At 65.6% G+C, this 22,232-nt stretch carries 19 protein-coding genes and 1 pseudogene; 15 read left to right on the top strand and 5 right to left on the bottom strand.

Annotation, left to right across the window (positions count from 1 at the left end; all coding sequences use genetic code 11):
- Positions 1–49: 49 nt before the first annotated feature.
- From QFZ46_RS00415 to QFZ46_RS00405, 3 genes are read right to left on the bottom strand one after another with little or no spacing between them, the layout of a single operon-like run.
- The gene (locus QFZ46_RS00415) at positions 50–970 is read right to left on the bottom strand and encodes a 5'-3' exonuclease (RefSeq protein WP_307357184.1); all 921 of its coding nucleotides are present in this window, start codon (positions 968–970) and stop codon (positions 50–52) included.
- Between the two features lie 53 nt (positions 971–1,023).
- Entirely contained in the window at positions 1,024–1,857 is an 834-nt protein-coding gene (locus tag QFZ46_RS00410; RefSeq protein WP_307357181.1) for a hypothetical protein, read from the bottom strand.
- Positions 1,842–2,390, bottom strand: a complete 549-nt coding sequence (locus tag QFZ46_RS00405) for a hypothetical protein (protein ID WP_307357179.1) — start codon at positions 2,388–2,390, stop codon at positions 1,842–1,844. Before QFZ46_RS00405 ends, QFZ46_RS00410 begins: the two co-directional genes overlap by 16 nt.
- A gap of 208 nt (positions 2,391–2,598) precedes the next feature.
- Between QFZ46_RS00405 and rpsA the strand changes: the two genes are divergently transcribed.
- From rpsA to QFZ46_RS00355, 10 genes and pseudogenes are all read left to right on the top strand, one after another.
- Positions 2,599–4,053: a 30S ribosomal protein S1 gene (rpsA, locus tag QFZ46_RS00400; protein WP_307357176.1), complete on the top strand. Its 1,455-nt coding sequence runs from the start codon at positions 2,599–2,601 to the stop codon at positions 4,051–4,053.
- Between the two features lie 130 nt (positions 4,054–4,183).
- Positions 4,184–5,038, top strand: coding sequence for an ABC transporter ATP-binding protein (locus tag QFZ46_RS00395; RefSeq protein WP_307357174.1), 855 nt, complete (start codon positions 4,184–4,186; stop codon positions 5,036–5,038).
- Positions 5,035–6,075: an aliphatic sulfonate ABC transporter substrate-binding protein gene (locus QFZ46_RS00390; protein ID WP_307357172.1), complete on the top strand. Its 1,041-nt coding sequence runs from the start codon at positions 5,035–5,037 to the stop codon at positions 6,073–6,075. The genes QFZ46_RS00395 and QFZ46_RS00390 overlap by 4 nt, the downstream gene beginning before the upstream one ends.
- On the top strand, positions 6,072–6,932 hold the full coding sequence (locus QFZ46_RS00385) for an ABC transporter permease (RefSeq protein ID WP_307357169.1): 861 nt from the start codon (positions 6,072–6,074) through the stop codon (positions 6,930–6,932). Before QFZ46_RS00390 ends, QFZ46_RS00385 begins: the two co-directional genes overlap by 4 nt.
- A pseudogene (acs, locus tag QFZ46_RS00380) lies at positions 6,923–8,936 on the top strand (acetate--CoA ligase). The gene QFZ46_RS00385 and the pseudogene acs overlap by 10 nt, the downstream one beginning before the upstream one ends.
- The gene (locus tag QFZ46_RS00375; protein ID WP_307357167.1) at positions 8,933–10,237 is read left to right on the top strand and encodes an O-acetylhomoserine aminocarboxypropyltransferase/cysteine synthase family protein; all 1,305 of its coding nucleotides are present in this window, start codon (positions 8,933–8,935) and stop codon (positions 10,235–10,237) included. The pseudogene acs and the gene QFZ46_RS00375 overlap by 4 nt, the downstream one beginning before the upstream one ends.
- The gene (locus QFZ46_RS00370) at positions 10,234–10,812 is read left to right on the top strand and encodes a CoA-binding protein (protein ID WP_307357165.1); all 579 of its coding nucleotides are present in this window, start codon (positions 10,234–10,236) and stop codon (positions 10,810–10,812) included. Before QFZ46_RS00375 ends, QFZ46_RS00370 begins: the two co-directional genes overlap by 4 nt.
- 31 nt (positions 10,813–10,843) lie before the next feature.
- Positions 10,844–11,443, top strand: a complete 600-nt coding sequence (gene coaE, locus QFZ46_RS00365; protein WP_307357163.1) for a dephospho-CoA kinase — start codon at positions 10,844–10,846, stop codon at positions 11,441–11,443.
- Positions 11,419–12,660, top strand: a complete 1,242-nt coding sequence (locus QFZ46_RS00360; protein ID WP_307357157.1) for an MFS transporter — start codon at positions 11,419–11,421, stop codon at positions 12,658–12,660. The genes coaE and QFZ46_RS00360 overlap by 25 nt, the downstream gene beginning before the upstream one ends.
- Before the next feature lie 10 nt (positions 12,661–12,670).
- Positions 12,671–13,462: a GNAT family N-acetyltransferase gene (locus QFZ46_RS00355; RefSeq protein ID WP_307357155.1), complete on the top strand. Its 792-nt coding sequence runs from the start codon at positions 12,671–12,673 to the stop codon at positions 13,460–13,462.
- On the opposite strand, the gene QFZ46_RS00350 is transcribed toward QFZ46_RS00355, so the two are convergent.
- Complete coding sequence (locus QFZ46_RS00350) at positions 13,447–14,049, bottom strand: DUF4126 domain-containing protein (protein WP_307357153.1); 603 nt, start codon at positions 14,047–14,049, stop codon at positions 13,447–13,449. The two genes, QFZ46_RS00355 and QFZ46_RS00350, sit on opposite strands and share 16 nt — an antisense overlap.
- An 89-nt stretch (positions 14,050–14,138) precedes the next feature.
- Between QFZ46_RS00350 and uvrB the strand changes: the two genes are divergently transcribed.
- Entirely contained in the window at positions 14,139–16,214 is a 2,076-nt protein-coding gene (gene uvrB / locus QFZ46_RS00345; RefSeq protein WP_307357152.1) for an excinuclease ABC subunit UvrB, read from the top strand.
- Positions 16,215–16,229: 15 nt separating this feature from the next.
- The gene (locus tag QFZ46_RS00340; protein ID WP_307357149.1) at positions 16,230–16,556 is read left to right on the top strand and encodes a TfoX/Sxy family protein; all 327 of its coding nucleotides are present in this window, start codon (positions 16,230–16,232) and stop codon (positions 16,554–16,556) included.
- Positions 16,557–16,602: 46 nt separating this feature from the next.
- On the opposite strand, the gene QFZ46_RS00335 is transcribed toward QFZ46_RS00340, so the two are convergent.
- Positions 16,603–16,851 (bottom strand): hypothetical protein, encoded by a 249-nt coding sequence (locus QFZ46_RS00335; protein WP_373457622.1) that lies wholly within the window; start codon positions 16,849–16,851, stop codon positions 16,603–16,605.
- A 39-nt stretch (positions 16,852–16,890) separates the two neighbouring features.
- Here QFZ46_RS00335 and QFZ46_RS00330 point away from each other — a divergent pair, with 39 nt between their 5' ends.
- The 3 genes from QFZ46_RS00330 to uvrC are packed head-to-tail and all read left to right on the top strand — an operon-like array spanning position 16,891 to position 22,212.
- Positions 16,891–17,331 carry a MarR family winged helix-turn-helix transcriptional regulator gene (locus QFZ46_RS00330; RefSeq protein ID WP_307357142.1) on the top strand — a complete coding sequence of 147 codons (441 nt, stop codon included), beginning with the start codon at positions 16,891–16,893 and terminating at the stop codon, positions 17,329–17,331.
- A 46-nt stretch (positions 17,332–17,377) separates the two neighbouring features.
- Complete coding sequence (gene uvrA / locus QFZ46_RS00325; protein WP_307357139.1) at positions 17,378–20,266, top strand: excinuclease ABC subunit UvrA; 2,889 nt, start codon at positions 17,378–17,380, stop codon at positions 20,264–20,266.
- A complete protein-coding gene (gene uvrC / locus QFZ46_RS00320; protein ID WP_307357135.1) occupies positions 20,266–22,212 on the top strand; it encodes an excinuclease ABC subunit UvrC in 1,947 nt (648 codons plus the stop codon). The genes uvrA and uvrC overlap by 1 nt, the downstream gene beginning before the upstream one ends.
- The last annotated feature ends 20 nt before the right edge of the window (positions 22,213–22,232 follow it).

Raw genomic sequence — 22,232 nt, 5'->3', positions numbered from 1 at the left:
CTTGCCCCCGGTTTTCGCTGACCGGAGCAGACGAACGGTGTGCGGACGGTCAGCGCCCGAGAGCAGCGATCGCCCGATCCATCGATGAGCCGAGGTTCCATCTCTCCGCGAGGCCAGTGGCGACGTCTGCCTCGGACGGATCGAGCGCGCGTACCGGGTCGGTCGGTGGTGTGATCGCCAGCGTGCGTGCGACTTCGACGACCGTCGGCGCGACGTCCAGGTAGGCGGATGCCGTGAGGACCTTGGCGCTCAGCCCAGCGCTCATGCCCTCACCCGCCGCGGCCGCGGCGCGGATGCCGTCGAGATCGCCGTGGGCTTGCAAGAGAGTGGCTGCGGTCTTCTCGCCGACGCCCGCCACACCGGGGAGGCCGTCGGAGGCATCGCCGCGCATCGTGGCGAAGTCGGCGTACTGCGAGGGGAGGACGCCATATTTGGCGACGATACTCGTCTCGGTGAGGGTCTCGAGGTTGCTCATTCCGCGGGCGGTGTAGACGATGCGGATGCCCCGGTCATCGTCGATGAGCTGGAACAGGTCGCGGTCGCCTGTCACGATGTCGACCGGCATGGTGGCGAGGGTTGCGAGGGTGCCGATGACGTCGTCGGCCTCGTGCTCTGCGACGCCGATGATCGGGATGCCGAGTGCCGTCAGCGTTTCGCGGATCAGTGGAATCTGGACTTCCAGCGGATCGGGCACCTCTTCGACGTCAGGACCGGCCGGGACGACCTCGACCACGCGATGCGCCTTGTAGCTGGGGATGAGGTCGACGCGCCACTGCGGTCGCCAGTCATCGTCCCAGCAGGCCACGATGTGCGTCGGTTCGTACATCGTGACCAGCTTGGCGATGATGTCGAGCAGCCCGCGCACGGCGTTGACGGGCGAACCGTCTGGAGCTTTGACCTTGTCGGGCACTCCGTAGAACGCTCGAAAGTATAGGGAAGCGGTGTCCAGCAGCATCAGCCTGTCGCTCATTGAATCAGCATGGCACAGGGCTCCGACGGCGCCGCGCTATGCCGAGGCCGCAGTCAGCAGCCGGGGGAGTCGGGCGCCTGCTTGCAGGTGTGTGCGACCAGGGCCGTGTGCGCTTCGAAGATGCGGATCTGCTGGGGCGAGCCGGCGGACGTGACCTCACCGGAGATCGGGAACCAGCCGATCCCGAAGTCGACCTCTGCCGTGTACCGCACATCGACCTGCGCGGAGTACGTGCCGCGCTCCGCGTAGGTGTGGCTCGTGGCAGTCGGGGTGAACTGTGCTTGCCCGAGGTCGGACCAAGACCGGCCTCCCGACGTGGTCGTCGCGGTCGTGCCGTCGCCGAAACTGAAGTCGTAACCGGCGGGAGTGAAACGAACCGCGACGGGGAATCCGAAGAGCGAGTCGTTCACGGTGTGGACGGATGCTGTCGCCACGAAGTTCGTCGGCAGCCCAACCACTCCGACGTTGTCGGGCTCACCAGCGATGGCAGAGCCTGCCGGGGCGAATCGGGCGACGTCCGCGATCGTGATGGCGGGGATCGCGGGAGCGGCGGCTTCGTCCGCTGGTTCTTCTTCGACTTTCTCGGATTCCCGGAAGCAGTGGATATAGGAGTCCCAGTTATCCAGGCATGTCTGGAAGTTGAACTCCGGCGGTGGCGTCCAATCCGTCGGCGGGGTCCAGTCGGTGTCGGTATCGGAATCCCAGTCGCCGATCGGTGAGGTGCCGGGGTCGCCGGGGCGACCTGGAGTCGTCTGCGTGGCGTCGATAACAACCCCGTTCGGGTCGATCCCCGCGATTACGTCAAGCCCTCCTACACCCCCGTCGTCGTCGGTCACAGAACCGAACACGGCGGCGGTGACAGCCAACGCCACTACGAAGAGGCGCACGAACTGCTCTCTTCGCGATCGGCGTGGTCAATGAGTAAGTCGCCACCAGCATTCACAAATGTCACTCGTAGAGCATTGATGTCGGGACGATCACTGGGGACTACTGATCTTCCTTTCTCGTCAGAGATTCCGGAATTGCTGACGTCGACGCAGACGAGCGCGGTTATCTCCTTATATGGCTCCGTGGCTTCCTTTCCTTGGAACAGGGCAACGCGTGCCTCGCCCCAAAGTGTGTAGTTCTCGGCCTGTAGCTGAGAGAAAGTCTTGCGGTCAGCTGCTTCAAAGTCGCCGCTCGTCAGTGCGTAAAGCGCTTCGAAAGTACTAGCGTCGCTTACGTCGACTTCATTCAACGCATCGTTGTAAGCCCGATAAACCTCCTCTGCCGCGGCGAAGGCTTCCTCCTCCGACGCGAACGCGGCGGTCGGTGTCGGTGTCGGCTCTGGAGTCGGGGTGCAGGCGCTCAGCGCCGCCGCGGTCAGTGCGAGTAGCGTCAGCATCCTGATCCGGGTCGACTTCGATCGGGGGAGAGTCACCCGATCACGGTAACGCGAAGCTCCGGCATCCGTCGGAGTTATCCACAGCAGCGTTCTCGATGATTCTCTGATAATCTGAAGTGTCACTCGTGGCGTGCACTCGCATGCCCGGTGGTTGAAAATCCAAATCCATTCGCTTAAGGCGATCACTCATGCGTGCATGAGCGCCCGTAGCCCGAGTACCCACCCAACAAGGACAACCCACTACATGACTACCGCAACGACCGCCCCGGCCACCAAGCAGGTCGCCATCAACGACATCGGATCTGCTGAGGACTTCCTGGCCGCGGTCGAGAAGACTCTGAAGTTCTTCAACGACGGCGACATCATCGAAGGAACGATCGTCAAGATCGACCGCGATGAGGTTCTGCTCGACGTCGGATACAAGACCGAGGGTGTCATCCCCTCCCGTGAACTCTCCATCAAGCACGACGTCGACCCCAACGAGGTCGTCAAGGTCGGCGACGAGGTCGAGGCTCTTGTTCTCCAGAAGGAGGACAAGGAAGGCCGTCTGATCCTGTCCAAGAAGCGTGCGCAGTACGAGCGCGCTTGGGGCGACGTCGAGAAGATCAAGGAAGACGACGGAGTCGTCACCGGTACCGTCATCGAGGTCGTCAAGGGCGGACTCATCGTCGACATCGGCCTCCGTGGCTTCCTGCCGGCATCGCTCATCGAGCTGCGTCGCGTCCGCGACCTGACCCCGTACCTGGGCCAGGAGATCGAGGCGAAGATCCTCGAGCTGGACAAGAACCGCAACAACGTTGTCCTCTCGCGCCGTGCTCTGCTCGAGCAGACGCAGTCCGAGTCGCGCACGACGTTCCTCAACAACCTCCACAAGGGCCAGGTCCGCAAGGGCACGGTCTCGTCGATCGTCAACTTCGGTGCGTTCGTCGACCTGGGTGGCGTTGACGGTCTCGTGCACGTCTCCGAGCTGTCCTGGAAGCACATCGAGCACGCATCCGAGGTCGTCGAGGTCGGCCAGGAGGTCACCGTCGAGATCCTCGAGGTGGACCTCGACCGCGAGCGCGTCTCCCTGTCGCTGAAGGCGACGCAGGAGGACCCGTGGCAGGTCTTCGCCCGCACCCACGCGATCGGCCAGATCGCACCGGGCAAGGTCACCAAGCTCGTTCCGTTCGGTGCGTTCGTCCGCGTCGCAGACGGCATCGAGGGCCTCGTGCACATCTCCGAGCTCTCCAGCAAGCACGTCGAGCTGGCTGAGCAGGTCGTGTCCGTCGGCGAAGAGGTCTTCGTCAAGGTCATCGACATCGACCTCGAGCGTCGCCGCATCTCGCTGTCGCTCAAGCAGGCCAACGAGTCGGTCGACCCCAACGGCACCGAGTTCGACCCGGCTCTGTACGGCATGCTCGCCGAGTACGACGAGAACGGCGAGTACAAGTACCCGGAGGGCTTCGACCCCGAGACCGGTGCGTGGAAGGAAGGCTTCGACTCCGCACGCGAGGCATGGGAGCAGGAGTACGCTGCAGCCCAGACCCGCTGGGAGGCTCACAAGGTCGCGGTTGCCAAGGCAGCCGAGGCCGAGGCCGCTGCAGGCGATGACTTCGCTGCAGCACAGACCTTCACGAGCGACTCCGGCGCCGGAACGCTTGCTGACGACGAGGCTCTCGCGGCTCTGCGCGAGAAGCTCTCGGGCGGCAACGCGTAAGCACGCCATTCACAGAACGGGTCGTCACCTCCGGGTGACGGCCCGTTCTGCGTATGCGCCGTGCGCTGCTGCGTGACGGAACATTACGCTCGCTTTCGTAACATGGGTGCGCCTCCTGGACGATAGCGGTATGACTTCCGCACTCCTTGCTCCGCGCACCGGCAACGCGCCGGTCGTCGTGGGTGCGGCGAATGCCGTCCGCCTCGAGAACATCGAGCGCGGCTTCCCCATGCCGGAGGGGCGACGCGAAGTCCTGCGCGGAGTCGACGTCGAGTTGGCGGCCGGCGAGATCGTCGCAGTCGTCGGTCCGTCCGGCTGCGGCAAGTCGACGCTCCTGCGCCTCGTCGGAGGGCTGGACGCTCCGACGGGCGGACGCATCAGTCTCGATGGCACCGGTGTCACCGACACCGACGAACGCACTGCCATCGCGTTCCAGGAGCCACGGCTGCTGCCATGGCGCACGCTCGCCCAGAACGTCGAGCTCGGACTGCCACGCGGTACGCGCCGTCGCGACAAGCGCGAGCGCGTGCGGGAACTGCTGCACCTGGTCGGCCTGGACCACGCGGCAGACCAGCATCCGCGTGAAGTGTCCGGAGGAATGGCGCAGCGCGCCTCACTCGCCCGCGCCCTCGCACGCAACCCTGGAGTGCTCCTGCTCGATGAGCCGTTCGGGGCGCTCGATGCCCTCACGCGCCTGCGGATGCAGGACCTTCTGCTCGAGATCCACGCGGCAGAACCGACGACCGTCCTCCTCGTCACCCATGACGTCGAGGAAGCCCTCTATCTCGCCGACCGCGTGCTGCTGCTGCGCTCGCTCGTCGACGAAGCCGACACGGATGCGACGTCCGTCGCGCGCACCATCACCGTGCCGGGCATCCGCCCGCGTGACCGCGCCGATCGCGGCCTCGCGGACCTTCGCGCCGACCTTCTCGAAGGGCTCGGCGTGAACACCCACCACCGCATTTCCACCGAGGAGACCCGATGAGCACCATCACCCGCCGAATCGTCCCTGCGATCGCCATCGCGGGAACGATGATGCTCGTCGCCACTGGCTGCGTCGCCGGAGAGAACGCGGACGCGTCCGCCCCTGACGATTCCGCCGCGTCGGGAGACTGGTCCTCCGACACACTCACCGTCGACTTCGCGACCTACAACCCGCTCAGCCTCGTCGTCAAGGACCAGGGCATCCTCGAAGACATCCTCGGCGATGACGTCGAGGTCGAGTGGGTGCAGTCCGCCGGGTCGAACAAGGCCAACGAGCTGCTGCGGTCCGGCTCGGTCGACGTGGGATCGACGGCAGGATCGGCGGCGTTGCTCGCACGCGCCAACGGCTCGCCGATTCAGGTCATCGACATCTACTCGCAGCCGGAGTGGTCGGCGATCGTCGTCGGGCCCGACAGCGGCATCACATCGCTCGAAGACCTCGCCGGCACCTCGATCGCCGCGACCAAGGGCACCGACCCGTACTTCTTCCTGTTGCAGGCGCTCGAAGAGGGCGGCCTCTCGCTCGACGACGTGGAGGTGCAGAACCTGCAGCATGCCGACGGCCGCGCCGCTCTCGACGGCGGCTCCGTCGATGCCTGGGCGGGCCTTGACCCGATCATGGCCGCCGCTGAGGTTGAGTCGGGCGATCAGCTCATCTACCGCAACGTCGACTTCAACACCTACGGCTTCCTCAACGCCACCGAGGACTTCATCAACAACCACGCCGACCTCGCACAGGCCGTCGTCGACGCCTACGAGCAGGCACGCGTCTGGGCGCTCGAGAACCCCGAGGAGACCGCGGCGCTGCTCGCAGAGGTCGCCGGAATCGACATCGAGGTCGCGACGACAGTGATCGAAGAGCGTTCCAACCTCGACGTGAACGGCATCCCCGGCGATGCGCAGATCGAGGTCCTCGAGAAGATCGCACCCGTGCTCGTCGACTCCGGCGATGTGCAGGGCGGTCAGGAGTCGGTTGACAAGGCGCTCGAGACGATCGTGAACGCCACCTTCGCCGAGAAGGCGGCCAAGGGCGAATGACGGACTTCGCCGACGCAGCGGCACTCGAGGGCGCCAAGCGTGCGCTCGAGCTGCCCGGTGCCTCAGCGGGTCGGCGGTCGGATGCCGGCACCCGAGGCATCTGGGACCGCACCGTCGTGCGTGTCGCCGCCGGGCTGATCCTGCCCGTCGTCATCCTCGTCGCGTGGCAGGTCGTCACCGCGAGCGGCATGGTGCCGCCGTACCGCCTCCCCACGCCTGCATCCGTCTTCACCGCGGGCGTCGAGTTGGCCGAGTCCGGCCAACTCTGGACGCACATCGCGATCTCGGTGCAGCGTGTTCTGCTGGGATTCGCGATCGGATCCGTGATCGGCCTCGCCATCGCGGGGGTCGTCGGCCTCTCCCGGCTCGGAGATGTGCTGCTCAGCCCGACGCTCGCAGCCGTCCGTGCCGTGCCTTCGCTGGCGTGGGTGCCGCTGCTCATCCTGTGGCTGCAGATCGGCGAGGAGTCGAAGGTCACGCTGATCGCGATCGGTGCGTTCTTCCCCGTGTACACGACTGTCGCCTCGGCGCTGCGTCATGTCGACCCGCAGCTGGTCGAGGCAGGACGTTCATTCAGCCTGCGCGGCTGGTCGCTGTTCCGCACCGTCCAACTTCCTGCTGTGGTTCCTTCCGTGGTCTCGGGGCTGCGCCTCGCCCTCGCGCAGGCATGGCTGTTCCTCGTCGCGGCCGAGCTCATCGCTTCCTCGATGGGACTCGGCTTCCTGCTCACGGACTCGCAGAGCACAGGACGAGTCGATCGCATCCTGCTCTCGATCGTGCTGCTCGCACTGCTGGGGACGATCACGAACGGGATTCTCGCGCTGGTCGAGAAGCACCTGCTCAAGAAGTGGGCCTGAGAGTGACAGAAGCACGACTTCTGGAGACCCGCGAATACGCACCTCCGGCCGGATTCACCGCGCAGGCGAACGTCACGGCCGACGTCTACGTCGAAGCGGATGCCGACCCGATCGCGTTCTGGGAGCGGGCGGCCCAGCGGCTCGACTGGTTCGAGCCGTGGCACACCGCTCATGAGTGGGAGCCGCCGACCGAGGGTGCGATCCCCGCGGCCCGCTGGTTCGTCGGCGGAAAGCTCAACGTCGCGTACAACTGCGTCGACCGTCACGTCGTGGCCGGACGCGGCGACAAGGTCGCCCTGCACTTCGAAGGAGAGCCCGGCGACCGCACCACCGTGACCTACGCCGATCTGCAGCGTCGAGTCGCGCAGGCGGCCAACGCGCTGCTCTCCCTCGGCGTCGGGCCGGGCGACCGCGTCGTGATCTACCTTCCGGTGCTCGTCGAGACGATCGTGATCACGCTCGCGTGCGCGCGGATCGGTGCCGTGCACTCGCTCGTCTTCGGTGGGTTCTCAGCCGAGGCCGTGCGCTTCCGCCTCGCAGACACCGGCGCGAAGCTCCTCGTCACCAGCGACGGCCAGTACCGCAGGGGAGCGGCGACCGAAGTCAAGTCGACGGCCGATATCGCCGCCGCCGACCTGCCCGACCTCGAGCATGTCCTCGTGCTCCGCCGCACCGGCCAGGAAGTGCCCTGGATCGAGGGACGCGACGTCTGGTGGCATGACGTCGTCGACACCGCCTCCGACGCGCACGACGCGCAGCCGTTCGATGCCGAGCATCCGCTCTTCATCATCTACACCTCCGGCACCACCGGGAAGCCGAAGGGGCTTGTTCACACCTCCGGCGGCTACCTGACGCATACGAGCTGGGCGCACTGGGCGCATTTCGACGTTAAGCCCGATGACGTGCACTGGTGCACGGCGGACCTCGCCTGGGTCACCGCGCACACCTACGAGATCTACGGGCCCCTCTCCAACGGGCTCACGCAGGTCATCTACGAGGGCACGCCGGACACTCCGAACAAAGAGCGGCACCTCGAGATCATCGAACGCTACGGCGTCACCGTCTACTACACGGCACCCACGCTGATCCGCACGTTCATGACGTGGTTCGGCGCGCATCTTCCCGCGGGGCACGACCTCTCCAGCCTGCGCCTGCTCGGCACGGTCGGTGAGGCGATCAACCCGGAGGCGTGGATCTGGTTCCGCCGCAACCACGGCCGCGATGAACTGCCGATCGTCGACACCTGGTGGCAGTCAGAGACGGGGGCCGCGATGATCGCGCCGCTTCCGGGCGTGACGACGCTGAAGCCGGGATCGGCGACGGTGCCTCTGCCCGGTATCGACGCCACAGTCGTCGACGAGAACGGTGACGAGGTCGCACCAGGGCGATCCGGAACACTGGTCGTGCGTCGAACCTTGGCCAGGCATGGCGCGCACCGTCTGGGGCGATCCGCAGCGCTACCGCGACTCCTATTGGTCGACCTACGCCGGTCACGGCGAATTCGGTGGATACTACGTCGCCGGTGACGGCGCGACGAAGGACGCCGACGGTCACATCTGGATCCTCGGCCGACTCGACGACGTCGTGAACATCTCCGGCCACCGGCTCTCCACGATCGAGATCGAATCCGCTCTCGTGGCTCACGAGAGCGTGGGGGAGGCCGGGACGGCAGGTGTCTCCGACCCGATCACAGGCCAGGCCGTGGTGGCGTTCGTGACGCCGTCGGGTTCGGCAGCGGTGACGGCATCCGCTCTTCGCGATCAGGTCGCGCATGCGATCGGACCGGTCGCCAAGCCGAAGCACATCGTCGTCGTCCCCGACCTGCCCAAGACGCGCTCTGGCAAGATCATGCGTCGCCTCCTCGCGCAGCTGTGGGAGGCTGAACAGGATCGACGCGCCGGCCGGGAGCCCAAGGCGCTCGGAGACACGACATCACTGCAGAACCCGTGGGCCGTCGACGACATCGCCGACGTGCTGTCCACGGCCGAATTGAGGACATCATGACGGAAGAACACCGCTTCGGGTTCCGTACCCGAGCACTCCACGCCGGCGGCACGCCCGACGCATCCACCGGTGCCCGCGCCGTGCCGATCTATCAGACGACGTCGTTCGTGTTCGACGACGCCGCGGATGCGGGCAACCTCTTCGCGTTGCAGAAGTACGGCAACATCTACTCGCGCATCGGCAACCCCACGGTGGCTGCGCTCGAAGAGCGGTTGGCGTCGCTCGAAGGCGGCATCGGGGCCGTGGCCACGGCATCCGGTATGAGCGCTGAGTTCATCACGTTCGCCGCTCTCGTCGGCGCCGGCGACCACGTCGTCGCCTCGGCGCAGTTGTACGGCGGCACGGTCACCCAGCTGGATGTCACGCTGCGGCGGTTCGGCGTCGAGACGACCTTCGTGCCGTCGAGCGACCCCGCCGAGTTCGCCGCCGCGATCCGACCCGAGACCAAAGTCGTCTACGTCGAGATGATCGGGAACCCATCGGGCGAGATCGCCGACATCGAGGGGCTCGCAGCAGTCGCGCATGCGGCAGGCGTGCCGCTCGTCGTCGATGCGACGCTGGCGACGCCGTACCTCGCGCGGCCGCTCGAGCACGGTGCCGACATCGTGATCCACTCCGTCACGAAGTTCCTGGGTGGCCACGGTACGACCCTCGGCGGCATCGTGATCGAGAAGGGCACGTTCGACTGGGGGAACGGCAAGTTCCCCCAGATGACCGAGCCGGTGGAGTCGTACGGTGGCATCAAGTGGTGGGACAACTTCGGTGAGTACGGCTTCCTGACCAAGCTCCGCTCGGAGCAGCTTCGTGACATCGGTCCTGCGCTCAGCCCGCAGTCGGCTTTCAATCTGCTGCAGGGCGTCGAGACGCTTCCGCAGCGCATCGACGCGCACCTCGCGAACGCGCGGGTCGTCGCGGAGTGGCTGGATGCCGACTCGCGGGTGTCGTACGTCACGTGGGCCGGGCTCGAAGAGCACCCGCACCATGAGCGAGCGGCGAAGTACCTTCCGCTCGGGCCAGGTTCCGTGTTCGCCTTCGGCGTCGCGGCTGAGGACGGACGTGCCGCCGGAGAGGCGGTCATCGAGAACCTGCAACTCGCCTCCCACCTCGCGAACATCGGCGATGCGCGCACGCTCGTCATCCACCCCGCTTCCACCACGCATCGTCAACTGACGGAGTCGCAGCTCGTCGCGGCCGGCGTGCGCCCGGATCTGATCCGCATCTCGGTCGGTCTCGAAGACGCGGACGACATCATCTGGGATCTCGATCAGGCTCTCACCGCGGCGACAGGAGCGACCCGATGAGCACTTCGATTCCCGAGGACTCCTGCGCTCTTCCTGCCCCGACGGAGGCTGTCGCCTGTGCACTGCTCGGCATCGCAGACGTCGCTTCCGAACGCACGTGGGTCGGTCCGAACCAGCAGGAGCGCTTCGCGCTGCTGCGCCGATCGAAGTCGGTCGCGATCGTCGGGGCATCCAACAACCCCTCGCGCGCGTCGTACTTCGTGACGACCTATCTGCTCTCCAGTTCGCCCTATGAGGTGTACCTCGTGAACCCGCGCGAGACGGAGATCCTCGGCCAGCCGGTGTACGCTTCGCTGGCAGATCTGCCGGTCGTCCCCGACATCGTCGACGTCTTCCGCAAGCATGACGATCTTCCCGGTGTCGCACAGGAGGCCATCGACGTCGGCGCGAAGGCACTGTGGCTCCAGCTCGGATCGTGGAACGAGGAAGCGGCCGCTCTCGCGGAAACCGCTGGGCTCTCAGTCGTGATGGACCGTTGCATCAAGATCGAGCACGCACGATTCCACGGCGGTCTGCATCTGGCGGGCTTCGACACCGGCGTGATCAGTTCGAAGCGGCAGCTGCTCGCGCGCTGAACTCATTCGGCCACGACCATAGACTGGCTCCATGCCTCTCATCGCGCTGACCGGGGGAATCGCCTCCGGTAAGTCCACGATCGCCCGTCGGCTCGAAGCGCATGGCGCGGTGGTCGTGGATGCGGATCAGATCGTGCGCGATGTGCAGGCACCGGGCACGCCGGTGCTCGGTGCGATCGCAGCGGCTTTCGGTGACGAACTGATCGATTCGTCGGGGGCGCTGGATCGCGCAGCACTCGGCGCGCGAGTTTTCTCGGACCCCGATGCGCTCGCGCGGCTGAACGGCATCGTTCACCCCGCTGTGCGACGTGAGTCGCAGCGCCGATTCGAAGCCGCGTTCGCCGAAGACCCGCACGCGGTGGTCGTGTACGACGTGCCGCTGCTCGTCGAGGCCCGCGTCGACGACCCATGGGATCTGATCGTCGTCGCGCATGCTCCCGCCGCCGTGCGACTGCACCGGCTGACCGAGCTGCGCGGGATGGAACCGCAGGAGGCGCAGAATCGTATCGACGCCCAGGTGTCGGACGAGAAGCGGCTCGCGATCGCGGATGTCGTGATCGATACCGCCGGACAGATTGAACAGACCGAACAGCAGGTGGATGCCCTGTGGCAGCGGCTCGCAGGGGAGTGAATCCGGAGGACTTCGCAGGGCATGTGCCCCGGACACGGTCGTATCGACGGCTGATCGCCGGGTTGTTCTTCGCCGGCGTCGCCACGTTCGCGCAGCTGTACTCACTGCAGGCGGTTCTCCCGCAGGTCTCCGCCGATCTCGAGGTGCCGGCATCCACGGCGGCCTTGACGGTCTCGGCCGCGACGCTTGGGATCGCTGCGGCCGTCATCCCCTGGTCGCTCGTCGCCGATCGCATCGGGCGGATCCCCGCGATGGCTGTCGGCATCATCGTGGCCACATCGTTCGGGCTCGCGGCGCCGCTGAGCACGGAGATCACGGTGCTTCTGGCGCTGCGTCTCGGCGAGGGGCTCGCGCTCGGTGCGGTACCCGCGGTGGCGCTCGCATATCTCAGCGAGGAGGTGCATGCGCGGTATGTCGCGGCCGCCGCGGGCAGCTACACGGCGGGCACCACCGTCGGTGGGCTGTCCGGGCGCCTGGTCGCGGGGCCGCTGGCTGAGGCGTTCGATTGGCGCGTCTGCGTCTGGAGCGTCACGGTGTTGTGCACGGCCGCAGCAGTGCTCTTCCTCTGGCTTGTCCCGCGCGCACGACGCTTCGTGCCGGGACGCATGAGATCGGATGCCGGCCCCGGCATGCTCGCACGACTCGCCCGTGCGCTGCGTTCGCCACGACTGCTGGCGCTGTATGCACAGGGTTTCCTGCTCATGGGAGCGTTCGTCGCGGTGTACAACTACCTCGGCTTCCACCTCATCGCGCCGCCGTTCCTGTTACCGGTCTGGCTGGTCACGCTGCTGTTCCTCGCCTACCTGGCGGGCACAGTGTCGTCGCCGTCAGCAGGAGCGCTGGCGGCGAGACTCGGACGTCGCCCGGTGCTGCTCTGGGCGATCGGTCTCTTCGTCGTAGGGGCGGCGTTGATGTACGTCCCCATACCGATCGTCATTCTCATCGGTCTCGTCGTGTTCACCGCAGGATTCTTCGGCGCGCACGCAATCGCGTCGAGCTGGGCCCCCGTCCTCGCCGATCCGGAGAGCCGTGCGCAGGCGCCGTCGCTGTACTACTTCGCGTACTACGCAGGGTCGAGCCTGTTCGGCTGGGCGCTCGGCGTCGTGTTCGGGCATTCCGGCTGGGGATGGTTCCTCGCCACGGTCATCGGTATGGGCGTGGTCGCCGCGGTCATCGCGGCGGTGCTGTTGAGATCGGACGTACCGACGGATGCCTAGACTCGAGCCCGTGCATCACACGTTCCTCAACGCCTATGACTCTCAACTGCGCACCTCATCAGAGATGTTGCGTGTGTCGAGCATCGGACGCCACGGGTCGTTGTGGTTCGCCGTGTTCCCTGGCGGGCACGGTTTCGTCACCTACGAATCCCTCGAAGGCGCCGACGCGGATGAGATCTCCGAACTCGTCGACGCAGCCCTGGCGCACTTCGGCGCCCGCTCCGACGTCACTGACGTCGAATGGAAGACGCGGGCGCACGACGTCGCGCCCGGCCTGCACGAGATCCTCGTCTCCCGTGGCTTCGTGCCGGAGGAACCGGAGTCGATCATGATCGGCGAGGCCGCCCTGCTCGCTCAGGAGGTGCGGGTCCCTGCCGGCGTGGAGATCCGGCAGGTGCGCGACGAGGCGGAGATCTTGGCGATGGAGGAGATGCTGGGCGGCGTCTTCGCCGACCAGGGCTGGCGGACACGTGCGGAGGCCACCCTGGCGGAGTGGTCGGCCGGCTCCGACACAGGACTGTGGATCGCGCTGGTGGATGATGACATCGTGAGCGCCGGACGCCTTGAGCCGGTCGCTGACACCGACTTCGCCGGCCTCTGGGGCGGTGCGACCCTGCCGCATTGGCGGGGCCGCGGCATCTACCGCGCGCTGACAGCCCGGCGTGCGCGTTCCGCCCTGCTGCAGGGCAAGAGATTTCTGAACGCGGACTGCACCGAGTTCTCCCGCCCGATCCTCGAGCGATCAGGACTGATCAAGGTGTCGACGACCACGCCGTACCTACGCCCTCAGCCGTCGACCTGACCGGTTGAGAGCTGTCTGCGACGCCGCCGTCGGAAGAACATCACGACCGCGACGATCAGGCCGATCAGGAGAATGCCGGCGAGCACAGGCACGATGATCGCGAGTGCGGCGAGCAGGAAGGACGCACCGTCCTCGGCTGTGCTCAGCACCGGAGCGGCCAACCCGCCGGTTACTGTGTTCGCCGTGATTCGAGCTGTGGCTTTGACGACGTGCACGATCAGCGCGATCACGATGCCCGTGGCGATCGGGACCCAGGTGTTCTCGGAGAAGAACGACGAAGGGTCATCGACGGCGACCGTCTGGGAGCTGGCGCCCGCACCGAAGACGATGCCGCCGGATGCCGGGCGCAGCACGCTCTGGACGACGTCGTTGATCGAATCCAGTGCGGGGATCTTGTCGGCGACGACCTCGAGCAGCAGTAGGATTCCGAGAATCCACAGGGCGATGTCGCTGGAGATCCACGCCCAACCGGAGGGAAGATCCACTGCCGGAAGGAAGCGGTCGGCGAGGCCCAGCAGGAAGAGCGGCATCCATGCGTTGAGCCCGGCCGATGCTGCGAGGCTGGAGCCGATCAGGAACTCGATCACGGCCCCACTATAGGGCGGGATGTGATCTTCGCAGGCTCGTGGGCATGCCGGACGGCCCCGATGTCGGAGGCTCCGCCTACGCTGGAATCATGCAACCCACGCGCAGCGTCCGTCCGTTCGAGGTGATCAGCGAATACGAGCCGGCGGGCGACCAGCCGCAGGCCATCGCCGAGCTCGCGGCGCGCATCAATGCCGGCGAGACAGATGTCGTCCTTCTCGGTGCGACCGGTACGGGAAAGTCGGCGACGACGGCATGGCTGGTCGAACAGGTGCAACGCCCGACATTGGTGCTCGCCCACAACAAGACCCTCGCGGCGCAGTTGGCGAACGAGTTCAGAGAGCTCATGCCGAACAATGCGGTGGAGTACTTCGTCTCGTACTACGACTACTACCAGCCAGAGGCCTATGTGCCGCAGACCGACACCTTCATCGAGAAGGACTCCTCGGTCAACGCAGAGGTCGAGCGTCTGCGCCACTCCACGACGAACTCGCTGCTGTCACGGCGTGATGTGATCGTCGTCTCCACCGTGTCGTGCATCTACGGCCTCGGCGCGCCGGAAGAGTATCTGCGCGCGATGGTCGCGCTGCAGGTGGGGGAGCGCTACGACCGAGATGCGCTGATCCGTCAGTTCATCGCCATGCAGTACAACCGCAATGACGTCGACTTCTCGCGTGGCAACTTCCGGGTGCGGGGCGACACCATCGAGATCATCCCGGTCTATGAAGAGCACGCGATCCGCATCGAGCTGTTCGGCGATGAGATCGAAGCACTCTACACACTGCATCCGCTCACCGGCGAGGTCATCGAGAAGCTCGACGCAGTGCCGATCTTCCCGGCATCGCACTACGTCGCCGGCACGGATGTCGTCCAGCGGGCCATCGGCACGATAGAAGATGAACTCGCCGAGCGCTTGAAAGAGTTCGAGCGCCAGGGCAAGCTGCTCGAGGCGCAGCGGCTGCGCATGCGCACCACGTTCGATCTCGAGATGCTGCAGCAGCTCGGATTCTGCTCGGGCATCGAGAACTACTCCCGTCATATGGACGGCCGTGCGCCCGGCGAGCCTCCGCACACGCTGCTCGACTTCTTCCCCGATGACTTCTTGATGGTGATCGATGAGTCCCACGCAACCGTGCCTCAGATCGGCGCCATGTATGAGGGCGATGCCTCGCGCAAACGCACGCTGGTCGATCACGGTTTCCGCCTGCCCAGCGCCATGGACAACCGCCCCCTCCGGTGGGATGAGTTCAAGAACCGCATCGGTCAGACCGTTTATCTCTCGGCGACGCCTGGCAAGTACGAGATGGGCATCGCGGACGGCGTGGTCGAGCAGATCATCCGTCCGACCGGACTCGTCGACCCCGAGATCATCGTCAAGCCCTCCAAGGGGCAGATCGACGACCTGCTGGAGGAGATCCGTCTGCGTTCGGGACGGGATGAGCGCGTGCTCGTCACGACCCTGACGAAGAAGATGGCAGAAGAGCTCACCGACTTCCTCGGCGAGCACGGTGTGCGCGTGCGGTACCTGCACTCCGACGTCGACACTCTCCGCCGGGTCGAACTGCTGAGTGAATTGCGGGCCGGCGTCTACGACGTGCTCGTCGGCATCAACCTTCTCCGAGAGGGGCTCGACCTCCCTGAGGTGTCGCTGGTCGCGATCCTGGATGCTGACAAAGAAGGGTTCCTGCGTTCGGGTACCTCGCTCATCCAGACGATCGGTCGCGCGGCCCGAAACGTGTCGGGCCAGGTGCACATGTACGCCGACAGGGTGACCGATTCGATGGCGAAGGCGATCGAAGAGACCGATCGTCGTCGCGAGAAGCAGGTCGCGTACAACAAAGAACGCGGAATCGACCCGCAGCCGCTGCGCAAGAGGATCGCCGACATCACCGATGTGCTGGCACGCGAGGCGTCAGACACCGAAGACCTGCTGCGAAGCAAGAACAGGACGAAGTCCGGTCGCGGCAAGAGCCCGACGCCCCAGTTGCGTCGAGAGGGCATCGCCGCCGAAGGTGCCGAGCAACTGGAAGACATGATCAAGGATCTGTCCGATCAGATGCTCGCCGCGGCGTCAGAGCTGAAGTTCGAGCTCGCCGGTCGACTTCGCGACGAGGTGCAGGATCTCAAGAAAGAGCTGCGTGCCATGGAGCGCGCCGGGCACGCGTAGGCGGCGATCTCGATCATGGATGCTGCCGCCACTGAACTCGCCGACCGGATTCGAGCGCTGCTGATGGCAGAGCCCGGGCTCGAGGAGAAGCGCATGTTCGGCACGCGCGCGTTCCTGCTGCACGGTCGTATCCTCGTCGGCACGCGCAAAGAAGGGGTGCTCCTCGTACGAGTCGCTGAAGAGAAGGGCGCCGCGCTGCTGACCGAGCCCGGTGTGTCTGTTGCCGTGATGGGTGCGAAGACGATGGGACCGAGTTGGTTGGACGTGGCACCGACCGTGATCGAGGACGATGATGCGCTGATGTCATGGATCGACACAGCACGGGAGAGCGCAGGCGATTAACGCTCGGCGGACGCACGTGCTCAGAGGCGACGTCGAGCGACGTCGGTCACGGGCAGTGCATGAGCGGTTTCGGCCCTGATCGATCGATCTCGTGTTCGGTCATGGGGCGACCGCACAGGGGACAGGCGCGCTCGGCCCGCTGAGAGGCTGTCGGCGGAGGAGTGGCTTCGTAGGGGCCCACTGCCGCCGGCCCCGCCAGTCGGATGAGGTTCTTGTTGAACCAGCGATACAGTCCGCCGGCTTCGCGGATGCGTGTGCGGAGCGGCACTCGATCAGAACTGTTCGACATGTTCATTAGTGTACTAATGATTAGCCCAATCTGTATAATCGGACCGTGACTGATGCGGACGACCTCCTCAAGCTCGAGAACCAGCTGTGCTTCGCTCTGGTGACAGCTGCGCGAAATGTCGTGGCGATCTATCGTCCGATCCTCGAGCCGCTCGGGCTGACTCATCCGCAGTACCTCGTGATGCTCGCGCTCTGGGAGCGTTCGCCTCGCAGCCTCAATGATCTCGCCATGGACCTCGCGCTGGATCCGGCGACAGCGTCCCCGCTGGTCAAGCGTCTCGAGAAGGACGGACTGATCATGCGCGAACGCAGTAGCGAAGACGAACGTCGCCTCGACATCAGCCTGACATCGGTCGGCCAGGACCTTCGGCGGCGCGCTCTCGACGTCCCTCGTCAGGTGATGGCTGCCGTGCAGATGGACATTCAGCAGGTGACCGCGCTGCGAGACGGGTTGTCGCCGTTCGCGGGTAGCGCTCCGCGTTCCTGAGTGCACGTACGGAGCCAATGTCAGTGGCCCCTCGTAGACTTGTTCGGTGCCCATTGTCCCCGTTGCAACCCCCAGCAAACTCAGTGTTCGCGGTGCCCGCGTACACAACCTCAAGAATGTCGACATCGACATCCCTCGCGACTCGATGGTCGTGTTCACCGGCCTGTCCGGGTCGGGGAAGTCGAGCCTCGCGTTCGACACGATCTTCGCCGAAGGTCAGCGTCGCTATGTCGAGTCACTGAGCGCCTACGCGAGGCAGTTCCTCGGCCAGGTGGATCGCCCTGATGTCGACTTCATCGAGGGCCTGAGCCCTGCGGTCTCGATCGATCAGAAGTCGACGAACCGCAACCCGCGCTCAACGGTGGGCACGATCACCGAGATCTACGACTACATGCGTCTGTTGTGGGCGCGCATCGGCATTCCGCACTGTCCTGAGTGCGGTGAGAAGATCCAGCGGCAGACGGTCCAGCAGATCGCCGATCAGCTCATGGAGCTGCCTGAGCGCACTCGCTACCAGATCGTCGCTCCGATCGTCTCGCAGAAGAAGGGCGAGTTCGTCGACCTGTTCCGTGAACTCGGCGCAAAGGGATATTCGCGCGCGATCGTCGACGGCGACCTCATCCAGCTGGCGGAGCCGCCGACACTCAAGAAGAGCTACAAGCACGACATCGCGGTCGTGGTCGACAGGCTCGTGGCATCCGATGACATCCTCGGGCGCGTCACCGATTCGGTCGAAACCGCGCTCGGGCTCGCCGGCGGTGTGGTTCAGGTGAACTTCGTCGACGAAGAAGGCGACGACGCGTGGCAGTCGTACTCCGAGAAGCTCGCGTGCCCCAACGGGCACGCGATCACGCTCACCGAGATCGAGCCTCGCACGTTCTCGTTCAACGCACCGTTCGGCGCCTGCCCGACCTGTTCCGGTCTCGGCACGCGCATGTCGGTCGACGTCGATCTGATGCTCGATGACGAGGAGCTCTCGATTCGTGAGGGCGCCATCATCCCGTGGACGACGCAGGGCAAGGGCCTCTTCCAGTACTACGAGCGGCTGCTCGAGGGGCTCGCACGCGACCTCAAGTTCGACCTCGACACGCCCTGGAAGGATCTGCGCGTCGACGTGCAGGATGCCATTCTGCGCGGAGACAACTACAAGGTCACGGTCAAGTGGAAGAACCGCTACGGCCGTGAGATGCGCTACGCCTCCGGTTTCGAGGGCGTCGTGCCGTACATCGAGCGGCAGTACGCCCAGGCCGAGAGCGACAACCAGCGCGCGCGCTGGGCCGAGTACCTCCGCGAAGTGCCGTGCCCTGCATGCGACGGCAACCGCCTCAAGCCCGAGGTGCTCGCAGTCAAGGTGCACGGGCATTCGATCGCCGAGGTCTCGCACCTCAGCCTCGCCGATGCCCGTGGATTCATGGAGACGCTGACGCTCACCGACCGTGAGGCGAAGATCGCGGCTCAGGTACTGCGCGAGATCCGACTGCGCCTCGACTTCCTGCTGCAGGTGGGCCTGGCCTATCTGAATCTCAGTCGCGCGGCGGGTTCGCTCTCCGGTGGTGAGGCACAGCGCATCCGACTCGCGACCCAGATCGGTTCGGGGCTCACCGGCGTGCTCTACGTGCTCGACGAGCCGTCGATCGGTCTGCACCAGCGCGACAATCGGCGCCTCATCGAGACGCTGCAGACGCTGCGCGACCTCGGCAACACGCTGATCGTCGTCGAGCACGATGAGGAGACGATCGAGGCCGCCGACTGGGTGGTCGACATCGGCCCGGGTGCCGGTGTCAACGGTGGTTCCGTCGTGCACTCCGGTCCGTACTCGGCTCTGCTCGCCGAGACCGAATCGATGACCGCCGACTATCTGGCCGGCCGCCGCGAGATCCCGATGCCCAAGAAGCGCCGCAAGATCGACAAGAAGCGGATGCTGAGCGTCGTCGGTGCTCGCGCGAACAATCTGAAGAACGTCACCGCAGAGTTCCCGCTGGGCGTTCTCACCGCCGTCACCGGCGTGAGCGGTTCCGGCAAGTCGTCGCTGGTCAACGACATCCTCTACCGGGTGCTCGCCTCCAAGCTCAACGGTGCACGTACGCTCGCTGGCAAGCACACGCGCGTCACCGGTCTCGACAACCTCGACAAGGTCGTGCACGTCGACCAGGCGCCGATCGGCCGCACACCGCGGTCGAACCCTGCGACCTACACCGGCGTGTTCGACCGCATCCGCACGCTGTTCAGCGAGACACCTGAGGCGAAGGTGCGCGGCTACCAGCCGGGCCGATTCAGCTTCAACGTCAAGGGCGGTCGCTGCGACGCATGCTCCGGTGACGGCACGATCAAGATCGAGATGAACTTCCTGCCCGACGTGTACGTCGACTGCGAGGTATGTCATGGCAAGCGCTACAACCGCGACACGCTCGCCGTGCACTACAAGGGCAAGAACATCGCCGAGGTGCTCGAGATGCCGATCGTGGAGGCTGCCGATTTCTTCGAGCCGATCCAGGCGATCCACCGATACATGAAGACGCTGGTCGACGTCGGCCTCGGCTACGTGCGACTGGGTCAGTCGGCCACGACGCTCTCCGGCGGTGAGGCGCAGCGCGTCAAGCTCGCCACCGAGCTCCAGCGCCGCAGCAACGGTCGCAGCATCTACGTGCTCGATGAGCCGACCACCGGTCTGCACTTCGAAGACGTCCGCAAGCTCCTCGAGGTGCTGAACGGGCTGGTCGACAAGGGCAACACCGTGATCGTGATCGAGCACAACCTCGACGTCATCAAGTCGGCGGACTGGGTCATCGACCTCGGTCCGGAGGGCGGCTCGGGTGGTGGTGAGATCCTCGCCACCGGTACGCCGGAGCAGATCGCGCGCGTCGAGGAGAGCCACACCGGCATGTTCCTCGGCGAGATCCTCGGTGCGGGACGCGGGGCGCGGAAGGCCAGCTGATGGCCGACGTCCTTCCGTACAAGCCCTCGCAGGGAGAGATCCCGACCGATCCCGGTGTCTATCGCTTCCGGGACGCGGAGGGTCGCGTGCTGTACGTCGGCAAGGCCAAGAATCTGCGCCAGCGGCTGTCGAACTATTTCGCGCCGCTGCGCACCCTGCACGAGCGCACCAGGCGGATGGTCACGACTGCGTCCTCCGTGGAGTGGACGGTCGTGCCGACCGACGTCGACTCCTTGCAGCTGGAGTACATGTGGATCAAGGAATACGATCCGCCGTTCAACGTGCGCTACAAGGACGACAAGTCGTACCCGTTCATGGCGGTCACGCTGGGCGATGAGGCGCCGCGCGTGCTCGTCACTCGCAATCGCAAGATTCCTCGAGCGCGGTACTTCGGGCCGTATCCGAAGGTCTGGGCGGTGCACGAGACCATCGACCTGATGATCAAGGCTTTTCCGATCCGCACCTGCAGTGATGCGAGCTACAAACGCGCGATGGCGACGGGGCGGCCGTGCTTCCCCGGTCAGATCGGCAAGTGCGGCGGTCCGTGCTCGATGAAGGTGACGATCGAAGAGCATCGGGCGATGGTCGACGATTTCGTCGCGTTCATGGCCGGTGGCGACGAGCGTTTCACCAAGGAGCTCACGAAGCGGATGCTGTCGGCATCCGCCGCGATGGACTACGAGGCTGCCGCGAAGTATCGGGACCAGCTCGCATCGATCCAGGCTGTGCTGGGCAAGAGCTCGTTGGTGCTGCCATCCGATGAGGATGCCGATCTGTTCGGCATCGCCGAAGACGAGCTCGCGGCGACGGTGCAGCACTTCGTGATCCGCGGAGGCCGCGTGCGCGGAGTGCGCGCCACCACGATCGAGAAGGAGATCGACATCTCCGGAGCCGAGCTCGTCGAACAGGTGCTGCAGCGCACATACGGCGAGGGCGTGGATGTGCCCCGGCGCATCCTGGTGCCGTCGCTGCCGGACGACGCTGCAGAACTCGAACTGTGGCTGCGAGAGCGGCGTGGACGCAAGGTCGAGATCGCCGTCGCCCAGCGCGGCCAGCGCGCGGAGCTGATGCGGAATGCGACCCTCAATGCGACGCAGGCGCTCATCAGGCACAAGACACGTCGCACCAGCGACTACGTGGCGCGCACTCAGGCGCTCACGGATCTTCAGGAGGCGCTCGACCTCGACGCCGCACCATTGCGCATCGAGTGCTTCGACATCTCGCACCTCGGCGGAACGAACGTGGTCGCGTCCATGGTCGTGTTCGAAGACGGACTGCCTCGAAAAGACCAGTACCGCTCCTTCAATATCGCCGACACCACTGACGACACCGATTCGATGTATCAGGTGCTCATGCGTCGCCTGGCTTACCTCGATCGCCCTGACGAGGTGGATGCGGAGATCGTCGATGCGTCGACGGCCTCGGTGATCGAGACGTCCGGCCCCGAGATCCTGTCTGATCCGCTCGCCGTCGACGGCGAAGTGGTCACCGTCCGCAAGAAGCCGCGGTTCTCCTATCCTCCGCAGCTGCTGCTCGTCGACGGCGGCAAGCCTCAGGTCGAAGCGGCGGCTCGCGCGCTGCGCGATGCGGGCCACACCGAGATCGGACTCTGCGGCATCGCCAAGCGTCTTGAGGAGGTCTGGCTGCCGGGGGAGGACTTCCCCGTCATCCTGCCGCGCACGAGCGAGGCGCTCTACCTGCTGCAGCGCCTCCGCGACGAGGCGCACCGATTCGCCATCATCCATCAGCGCAAGCGCCGCAGGCGCGACATCACGACCGTGCTGGAAGAGGTTCCGGGCCTGGGTGCGTCCCGAATCAAGGTGCTGCTGAAGCATTTCGGATCGGTGACGGCCCTCAGGGGTGCGAGTTCCGAAGAGATTCAGCAGGTGCAGGGCATCGGACCCACTCTCGCGCAGAGCATCCATACTCACCTCGCGACTCGGTAGGCTGGTCTCCACAGGGAGAG

The sequence above is a fragment of the Microbacterium murale genome (assembly GCF_030815955.1).
GTDB lineage: Bacteria > Actinomycetota > Actinomycetes > Actinomycetales > Microbacteriaceae > Microbacterium > Microbacterium murale_A.
The sequence above is the reverse complement of the archived record's forward strand: the minus strand, read 5'-3'. Positions and strand labels throughout refer to the sequence as shown.

Coding starts and splice junctions, on each gene's coding strand:
- QFZ46_RS00415 (WP_307357184.1), bottom strand. CDS start 970: ATGAGCGACAGGCTGATGCTGCTGGACACCGCTTCCCTATACTTTCGA.
- rpsA (WP_307357176.1), top strand. CDS start 2,599: ATGACTACCGCAACGACCGCCCCGGCCACCAAGCAGGTCGCCATCAAC.
- QFZ46_RS00395 (WP_307357174.1), top strand. CDS start 4,184: ATGACTTCCGCACTCCTTGCTCCGCGCACCGGCAACGCGCCGGTCGTC.
- QFZ46_RS00390 (WP_307357172.1), top strand. CDS start 5,035: ATGAGCACCATCACCCGCCGAATCGTCCCTGCGATCGCCATCGCGGGA.
- QFZ46_RS00385 (WP_307357169.1), top strand. CDS start 6,072: ATGACGGACTTCGCCGACGCAGCGGCACTCGAGGGCGCCAAGCGTGCG.
- QFZ46_RS00375 (WP_307357167.1), top strand. CDS start 8,933: ATGACGGAAGAACACCGCTTCGGGTTCCGTACCCGAGCACTCCACGCC.
- QFZ46_RS00370 (WP_307357165.1), top strand. CDS start 10,234: ATGAGCACTTCGATTCCCGAGGACTCCTGCGCTCTTCCTGCCCCGACG.
- coaE (WP_307357163.1), top strand. CDS start 10,844: ATGCCTCTCATCGCGCTGACCGGGGGAATCGCCTCCGGTAAGTCCACG.
- uvrB (WP_307357152.1), top strand. CDS start 14,139: ATGCAACCCACGCGCAGCGTCCGTCCGTTCGAGGTGATCAGCGAATAC.
- QFZ46_RS00340 (WP_307357149.1), top strand. CDS start 16,230: ATGGATGCTGCCGCCACTGAACTCGCCGACCGGATTCGAGCGCTGCTG.
- QFZ46_RS00335 (WP_373457622.1), bottom strand. CDS start 16,851: ATGAACATGTCGAACAGTTCTGATCGAGTGCCGCTCCGCACACGCATC.
- uvrC (WP_307357135.1), top strand. CDS start 20,266: ATGGCCGACGTCCTTCCGTACAAGCCCTCGCAGGGAGAGATCCCGACC.